Origin of the sequence: Marilutibacter maris (assembly GCF_006546735.2) — a bacterium.
GTDB classification, from domain to species: domain Bacteria; phylum Pseudomonadota; class Gammaproteobacteria; order Xanthomonadales; family Xanthomonadaceae; genus Marilutibacter; species Marilutibacter maris.
This window is the reverse complement of the sequence record NZ_VICD02000197.1, coordinates 1-7906: the sequence shown is the minus strand read 5'-3', so window position 1 is coordinate 7906 and position 7906 is coordinate 1. Positions and strand designations below refer to the sequence as shown.

8 protein-coding genes are annotated in these 7906 nt (G+C 71.0%); 3 read left to right on the top strand and 5 right to left on the bottom strand.

Annotated elements, in window-relative coordinates; translation table 11 throughout:
• Positions 1-693 (bottom strand): glucokinase (locus FKV24_RS11345; RefSeq protein ID WP_211371852.1); only part of this gene is annotated, 693 nt, incomplete at its 3' end.
• A 168-nt stretch (positions 694-861) separates the two neighbouring features.
• Between FKV24_RS11345 and FKV24_RS11340 the strand changes: the two genes are divergently transcribed.
• Both FKV24_RS11340 and FKV24_RS11335 read left to right on the top strand, forming a co-directional pair.
• Positions 862-1674, top strand: a complete 813-nt coding sequence (locus FKV24_RS11340; protein ID WP_141482465.1) for an undecaprenyl-diphosphate phosphatase — start codon at positions 862-864, stop codon at positions 1672-1674.
• Between the two features lie 79 nt (positions 1675-1753).
• Entirely contained in the window at positions 1754-2587 is an 834-nt protein-coding gene (locus tag FKV24_RS11335) for a DUF4377 domain-containing protein (protein WP_170288286.1), read from the top strand.
• Positions 2588-2637: 50 nt separating this feature from the next.
• Here FKV24_RS11335 and FKV24_RS11330 read toward each other — a convergent pair whose 3' ends face one another.
• From FKV24_RS11330 to FKV24_RS11315, 4 genes are all read right to left on the bottom strand, one after another.
• Positions 2638-3336, bottom strand: coding sequence for a hypothetical protein (locus FKV24_RS11330; RefSeq protein ID WP_141482463.1), 699 nt, complete (start codon positions 3334-3336; stop codon positions 2638-2640).
• Positions 3336-4214 carry a hypothetical protein gene (locus FKV24_RS11325; RefSeq protein WP_141482462.1) on the bottom strand — a complete coding sequence of 293 codons (879 nt, stop codon included), beginning with the start codon at positions 4212-4214 and terminating at the stop codon, positions 3336-3338. The genes FKV24_RS11330 and FKV24_RS11325 overlap by 1 nt, the downstream gene beginning before the upstream one ends.
• A gap of 167 nt (positions 4215-4381) precedes the next feature.
• Entirely contained in the window at positions 4382-5035 is a 654-nt protein-coding gene (locus tag FKV24_RS11320) for a YbhB/YbcL family Raf kinase inhibitor-like protein (protein ID WP_141482461.1), read from the bottom strand.
• 473 nt (positions 5036-5508) lie between these two features.
• A complete protein-coding gene (locus FKV24_RS11315) occupies positions 5509-7578 on the bottom strand; it encodes a tetratricopeptide repeat protein (protein WP_141482460.1) in 2070 nt (689 codons plus the stop codon).
• Here FKV24_RS11315 and FKV24_RS11310 point away from each other — a divergent pair.
• Complete coding sequence (locus tag FKV24_RS11310; protein WP_141482459.1) at positions 7562-7792, top strand: hypothetical protein; 231 nt, start codon at positions 7562-7564, stop codon at positions 7790-7792. The two genes, FKV24_RS11315 and FKV24_RS11310, sit on opposite strands and share 17 nt — an antisense overlap.
• The last annotated feature ends 114 nt before the right edge of the window (positions 7793-7906 follow it).

Below are 7906 nucleotides of genomic sequence, written 5' to 3'. Positions count from 1 at the left end.
GGCGCGGTCGGCCGGCTCGCCGCGCAGCACCGCGTCGATGCACGACAGACCCTGGCCGCACAGCAGGCGTTCGTTGGATACCCGCCCGTGGCGAGCGGACAGCCAGCGCGCGATCGCTTCCTCCTCCTCGCCCAGCGGCGCGAAACTGGCATGGCCGCCCTCGGTCTCGACCACCTGCCAACCGTCCTGCGCGGAACCGACCAGCATCCCCACCCCCAGTCCGGTGCCCGGGCCGAGCACGCTGATCGGCCCCTGGCCGGTGGCCTCGGCGGGGCCGTACAGGTGCACGCGATCGTCCGCCTGCAGCGCCGGCACCGCCCAGGCGACCGCGCCGAAGTCGTTGACCATCCGCAACCGCTGCAGGCCCAGCGCCTCGCGCAGCTCGGACTGGCTGAACGACCAGGCGCGGTTGGTCAGGCGGATCTCGTCGTGGCCGACCGGACAGGCGACCGCGATCGCGGCGCGGCGCGGGCGGGCACCGGTCAGCGTCAGGTAATGCTCGATCGCATGGCGCAGGCTGGCGAAGTCGGCGTTGGCCAGGGTCAGCGGCGCATGCATCCGCGGCGCCGTGCCGTCGATATCGGCCAGTGCGAAGCGCGCGTTGGTGCCACCGATGTCGCCAACCAGCACCGCGTCCGGACCGGCTTCGGCGGCGCTGGCCGGGTCGTGCTGGGGAACGGAACTGTCGTGCATGCCTGGACCGGTTCGATGGCGGAAACCACAGCCTAAACGCAGGCGCCGATCGCCCCGGCCTGCATACGATTGCACCCGAGGCAGCGGCGCAGCACGCCCCCGGCTTACCCTCGCCGGGGGGCTGGCCTATCCTAGCCGGCCCGCCCCCAGTCCGTCCGCCCTCCGCCGATGCCCAGCCCTCTCGCCGTCTCCGACCTGCTGTCCGCCCTGCTGCTGGGCATTCTGGAGGGCCTGACCGAGTTCCTGCCGATCTCCAGCACCGGCCACCTGCTGATCGCCCAGCACTGGCTGGGCGCGCGCTCGGACCTGTTCAACATCGTGATCCAGGCCGGCGCGATCATCGCGATCACCCTGGTGTTCCGGCAACGGCTGTGGGCGCTGGCGACCGGCCTGGGCCAGCGCGAGAACCGGCTCTACCTGGCCAAGATCGCACTCGCCTTCCTGGTCACCGCGGTGGTCGGACTGCCGGTGCGACTGGCCGGCTGGGAGCTGCCGGAGACGGTGTCGCCGGTCGCCGCGGCGCTGATCCTGGGCGGCGTGTGGATGCTGATCGCCGAACGCCTGGCCGAGCGGCGCGCGCCCAGCGCCGATATCACCTGGAAGGTGGCGGTGCTGGTCGGCCTGGCCCAGGTGGTCGCCGGCGTGTTTCCCGGCACCTCGCGCTCGGCGGCGGCGATCTTCATGGCGATGCTGGCCGGCACCGGCCAGCGCTCGGCGGCGACCGAGTTCGTGTTCCTGGTCGGCATCCCGACGATGTTCGCGGCCAGCGGCTATGCGCTGCTGGAGCACTTCATCGACGGAGGTGCGCAGCCGGAAGCCTGGGGCGAGCTGGGCCTGGCCTTCCTCGCCGCGGCGGTCACCGGCTTCGTGGTCGTGCGTTGGCTGCTGGGCTACATCAAGCAGCATCGCTACACGGTCTTCGCGTACTACCGGATAGCCTTGGGCGCCGCCCTGCTGCTGTGGCTGCCGACCGGCGGCTGAACGCCGGCGCCGCTGCGCAACCCCGCGGCCGGCGCCGGGCCGTTGCAGGGTGGGTCCGATTCCAATGGAGATCCCCCGCATGACCCTGTCCGCCTCCCTGCTCCGCCTGTCGCTGGCCGCCTCGATCGCCCTGGTCCTGGGCGCCTGCGACCCGCAGCCCGAAGCCCCGCCCTCGAATGCCGTGACCTCGGCCGAGCCGGACGCCGTCCAGGTCGAGCTCGGCGACTACGACTGGCGCCTGACCCGGGTGCTGGGCGCCGACGGCCAGGCCGGCAGCGGCCCGCTCGCCGATCCCACCGTGATCGGGCGACCGCTCGAGCTGCAGTTCAAGGACGGCCGGCTGTCCAGCAACGGCGCCTGCAACATCATGGGCGGCGGCTACAAGGTCGAGGACGGCAAGCTGCGGATCGACGCGCTGATGCAGACCGAACGCGCCTGCCCGGGCGAGGTGCTGATGGCCGCCGACGCCGAACTGTCGGCCCTGCTCGAAGGCGGTCCAGATTTCGCCCAGGCCGGCCTGACCCCGCCGACCCTGACCCTGACCGCCGCCGACGGCCGCGCCCTGGTGTTCGAGGGCGTGCCGACGCCGGAAACCCGCTACGGCGGCGAGGGCACGCAGGTGTTCATGGAGGTCGCGGCCGAGCGCCAGCCCTGCTCGCATCCGCTGATTCCCGACATGAAGTGCCTGATGGTGCGTGAGGTCGAGTACGACGATGCCGGGGTGCAGACGCGGGTGTCCGAGGAGTGGCAGCCGCTGTACCAGGAGGTCGAGGGCTACGAGCATCAGCCGGGCGTGCGCAACGTGCTGCGCCTGAAGCGCTTCGACATCGCCAACCCGCCGGCCGACGCACCGTCGGTGGCCTATGTGCTCGACATGGTGGTCGAGTCGGAGATCGTTCCGGGCAAGGACTGACCGGCTCCCGGCCGCCCGGGCAAGCCGGGCGGCGACCTGTCGGTCGTCGGCTAGCGCAGCCTGTCCTCGAAGCGTTCTGCCACCGGGTCCCATTCGAACACCGCGCCGGGGCAATACGGCGTCTGCGCCATCCGCAGCTGGGTGAGGCCGCGCTCCAGCACCACCTGCACCGTGTCCATCCCGCGGTTGCAGCCCGGCTGCGCCAGTTCGAGGGTCTGCCAGCGCTTGCCGCTGGACTTGTCCATCACCTCGATGGTGCGTACCGCCGCATCGCTCTCGTCCATCGGGACCTGGAAGTAGAACCGCTCGCTGGACGCCGCCTGCAGCAACGGGTGGCGCCCGGCCGGCCAGGCATCATCGGAGTCGATATAGGCCACCAGCTCAAGCTCCAGCGGCAGCGCCTGGCGGCTGCGGTAGTCGGTCCAGGTGCCGGTGAGCCGGGCGCTGGAGCGGAAGAAGTCCGCGCGGTCGAAGCGCAGCCGGGCGACCGGCAGCCCGGCCGCATCGAGCTCGTCCATGCCGAGGTCGCGCGTCTGGTGCAGGAAGGCCGGCTTCAGCCTGATCGGCGTGCGATAACGGTCGTAGAAGTAGATCGCCCGCTGCACCGCATTGCGGCTCTCGACCACGAAGGTGATGTCGCTGCCACCGATGCGGCCGCTGTAGATCGCATACGAGGCCAACGCCGGCGAGGACGCGGCCAGCAGTGCGAGTCCGGCGAGCCACGCGCGCCATCCGCGGAAGAGTTCCATCAGAAGCGCTCCTCGCTCTGGCTCTGCAGTTCGAGCCGGTCGGGCTCGACGAAGCGGTAATGACGCCACTGGATGGTGCCGGCGCGGTAGTCGATGCCGCTTTCCGGCCGCAGGCTGACCCGTCCCCCGGAACCGAACTCCAGCGCGCCCTGCGCCGCCAGCGCTTCGATCTGCGGGTCGCGGCCGTAGCCGCCCGCTTGCTGCCGGTAGACGAAGTAGTGCCGATGCTCGCCGGTGCGCGAGGGATCGTCGGCCCGCATCGGCATCGCCGAGAAGTCGACGATGCCGTCGCCGTTGAAGTCCTCCAGCACCAGGGTGTCGGTGCCGGAGAAGAACAGGTCCAGTCCGTCCAGCACCTGGACCGGCTCGCCGCTGGCGCGATCGATGACCGTGATGGCATCGACGCGGCCGGCATGTTCGCCTCGCGCCTTGCGCGCATGCACCCGGAAGTGGAAACGCGCATCGGACGGTCCCTGCAGCAGCTCGCCCTCGTAGCTGTCGTTCGCGTCGCTGGAGAACCGCGTCACCCGCTCGAGGCGGACCTCCCGTTGCGCGCGGCTGCGCAACTCTATCGAACGGCCGCGCAGGCTCTTCGCGCCGGGCACGAACGGACGCAACGCGATCGCCGACGTCGGCAGTCGCGGATCGCCCAGGACATTGATCATCAGGCTCTCGCCCTCGGTGTACGGCGTCTTTTCCAATGGCAGCAGCGTGCGCCGGTCTTCGTCGAACAGATAGCCACCCATGCCGTCGAGCTGCCAGTCGTGGACCAGCAGCAGCTCCACCGGCGCGTCGCCGACCGTGCCCCGGTAGGTCGTGATCGGCCGTGCCTGGGCGAACACCGACCCCGCCAACGGCAACAGCGCCAATACGAGCACCCAGCCACTCCCGGCGCGGTGACGGCGGGCTTGAGCCCGGAATTGCTTTGTCAAACCCTGCTCCTTGCAGACCCGCCGCGCGGCGGTGCCTGAATCAGTCCGGACACGATGCGGCGACCGACGGAATCAACCCCGCCGTGCCGGCAGGACCGCGCCAGCGCCGAAGTTCATTGCGCGTTCTCGCCGGCCACGTCCGGATGCAGCGAATAGGTCCCGTGGATCGAGGCCTCGGCCAGCACGTGTCCGTGCATCGCCGCGAACACCTCGGCGGCGCTGAAGTCGTTGCCGGCCGCCAGCCCGCAATCGGACAGGCTGTCGACATCCAGCGCGAACAGGCGGAAGAAGTAGCGGTGCGGGCGCAGGTCGTTGGGCGGCGGGAACGGACCGTCGTAGCCGTGCCATTGGCCGGCCATGTCGGCATCGCCGGCGAACCAGCCGGTGTAGTCGTTCAAGCCCTGGCGGGCGCCGGCCGGGCCGGCGGGCTCGCCCTTGCCGTGCGGCACGACACCGTCGCTGCAGCTGCCGGCGGCGATCTCGCGCAGGTCGGCGGCGATATCGACCATCGCCCAGTGCACGAAGTCGCAGCGCGGCTGCGCGGCCGGAATCTCGACCCCGGGCTTGCCGACCATCTCGGCGACGGTCGGCACGTCCGGATCGATGCACAGCAGCGCGAACGAGCGGGTGCCCTCGGGCACGTCGTCCCAGGCCAGGTGCGGGTTGCGATTGGCCGCGAAACCGAAGCCGTCCGCGGTCGGTCGACCGGCGGCGAACTCGACCGGCAGGGGCTTGCCATTCTTGAAGCTGTCGCTGCGAATCTTCACGTCGTTCTCCCTTGGCTTCCAATCGAAAACCGGTCCGGGCCGCCGCAGAAACAGCGCAAGCCACGACCGCGCGTTCCCATCAACGCCTCATCGCGGCTTACGCCGCTCCTACATCATAGAGCCCAGCCCCCTGAGTCAGGGGGCGATTCGTGCCGCAGGCACGAATGGGGGTCTGGCAACGCAACGGCGGGGCCCAAGGTTTGCAAAGCAAACTTTGGGAGGTATCCGGGCGCAGCCCGGATGCCGTCCCCCCTGAGTCAGGGGGCGATTCGCACCGCAGGTGCGAATGGGGGTCTGGCAGCGCAACGGCGGGGCCCAAGGTTGCGAAGCAAACTTTGGGAGGTATCCGGGCGCAGCCCGAGGATCGCGGCTCTCTCCGCCAACGCTTCTGTAGGAGCTGCGTAAGCTGCGACGGGCTTTCCCATGAAGGCCCTCGCGGCTCACGCCGCTCCTACGGGGTCACTGGCATCGGACTAGCGTGCCGGATAGCCCAGCCGCTCGGCCACCGGCGCCAGTGCCGCGAACGCGGGCGCCAGCGCCCCGGCGTAGTGGCGCCAGTGCCCGGCCGGGTAGCGGTCCGGCCCCTGTGCGCCGGCCGGCAGGGCCGGCAACGGCACCCCCAGCACGTCGCTGAGCGACTGCGCGATCGCGGCGCCATCGTGGGCGGTGTCGTCCAGCCGGATCAGGCTGTGCGCGAACAGCCCGCCGTCGCGCAGATCGGCGATCTGGCCGAGCGTGCGCGCCATCCACTCGGCGGCGGCCTCCGGCGACTCGATCGCGAACGGCATCGGCGCACCGAACGCCAGCCAGTCCACCAGCATGTCGCGCGGATCGCGCAGCACGAAGATCAGCCGCGCTTCGGGCAGGTGCGGGCGCAGCGCCAGCAGCAGCGCGTTGTCCCACCACAGCAGCCAGTCGATGATGCGGCCGTCGCTGACGCCGCGGGTGGCGTGGGTCGCCCGCCACTGGTTGATCAGGAACGAGGGATCCAGCGAACCGTCGGTCAGCGCCGCGACGGTGCCGTAGCGCTGCATGGGATCGCGCGGCGGCTTGGAACCGAAGCGGTCGGCCAGCAACGGCAGGCGGGCATTGTCGAGGGTCAGCGCGACGCGCTCGACCAGCGAACCCGGCAACCCCCACAGGAAGGCGACGCCCGGCGCCTGCTCCGGCACCGGCGCCATCGCCGGCAGTTCCGGCAGCCCGTCGTTGAGCGGCGGCAACGGCAAGCGCTGCGACACCACCTCCGCGTGCAGTTCGGCCCAGGTCGCCGTGGCCGCGTCGTACTGGCCGGCGGCGTCGAAGGTGCGGCCGAGCAGCTGCCGCAGCATCCGCTTCACGTTCTCGTCCTTGGCCCGGGCCAGCAGGCTCTCGACCTGGGCGACCGCGGCGTCGGGGTCGCTGCGCATCAGGTTGTCGACCACGCGCAGCTCGGCGCCGGCGTGGCCGGGGTTGATCTCGGTGATCCGACGCGCGATCGCGTCAGCCTGCTCGGTCTCGCCGACCTGCTGGTGGATGGTCGCGCGCGCCTCCAGCGCCGGCACGAAGTCCGGCATCGCCGTCAGCCAGCGCTCGACCACCTCGCGCGCGTTGTCGCTGGCAAAGGGCTCGAACATCAGCCGCGCATACCACAGGTCGGCCGCGTCCGGATTCCCCGCCAGCAGCATCTCCAGGGTCGCGCGGGCATCGTCGGCCTGATCGCAACGACGCCAGGCTTCGGTCAGCGCGACCACCGTGCGACGGTCGCGCGGCTGCTCGACCAGCACGCTCTTCAGTCGCACCACCGCACTGTCCGGACGCCCCGCCTCCAGCTCCATCTCGCCGATCAGGCGCCGCAGCGCCGGGCTGTCGCCGCCCTGGTCGAGGATCGGCAGCAGCTCGTCGACCGCCTCGCCCGGGCGGCCCTGGCGACGCACGAGGTCGGCGACCATCGCCCGCAACGGATTGGACGGATAGCGCTCGAGCAGGCCGCGGAAGGCCTGCTCGGCGAACGCGTAGTGGCCCTTGGCGGCGTAGGCGAAACCCAGCGCGTGACGCAGGATCGCCTCGTCGGGATGGCGCTGCGAGGCCTGGCTGAGGATCGACAGCGCACGGTCCGGGTTGCCGCGCCGCAGCGCCAGGGTGCCCTCCAGGGCGAGCACCTGCGGGTCTTCGGGCGCGATCCGGGCGGCGGTCTTGATCAGGCTCTCGGCCTGGTCGAGATCGCCACGCCCCACCGCCAGCTGCGCCTGCATCACGTAGGCCGGGAACTTGTTCGGATCCAGCCCGACCGCCTGCGCCAACGACACCTGGGCCTCGTCCAGCGCGCGCTCGTCCAGCAGCAGACCGGCACGCTCCATGTGCGCCTGGGCGTCCTCCGGCAGCAGCTCGATGGCGCGGTCGATCGCCGCCAGCGCACCGGCGCGGTCGCCGCTCATGCGCAGTGCGGCCGACAACAGGCGCTGGGCGACCGGGTCCTGCGGCTGCGCCTCGACGACTTCACGGGCGGCGGTCACGGCTTCGGCGGCGGCGCCGCGGCGGAGGGCGTCGATGGTGGGTTCGTACATGGGACGGTTCGGATTCGGCGAAAACGCCGATTGTACCGGGCCGGCAGCATTCAAGCCGGCCCGGCCGGCCAGTCAGGCCGAGACCGGCTTCCTGAACCGGGCTCCGCCGTTGCCGTTGCTACTGATTCCCACCTTTGATCTCAAGATCAAAGGCTTCCGCCTTCGGCGGGTTCCTTTTGTCTTGGCAAAAGGAACCAAAACCGCTCGCTCCTGACGCCCGCCGGGCCGGCTGCGCCGCCCCGGTCCCCTGTGCGCCTCGAGGCCGGCGGCACGGCGCCCAAACTCGCTGCGCTCAGACATGGGCGCCTCTACGGCCGCCGTCCTCTGC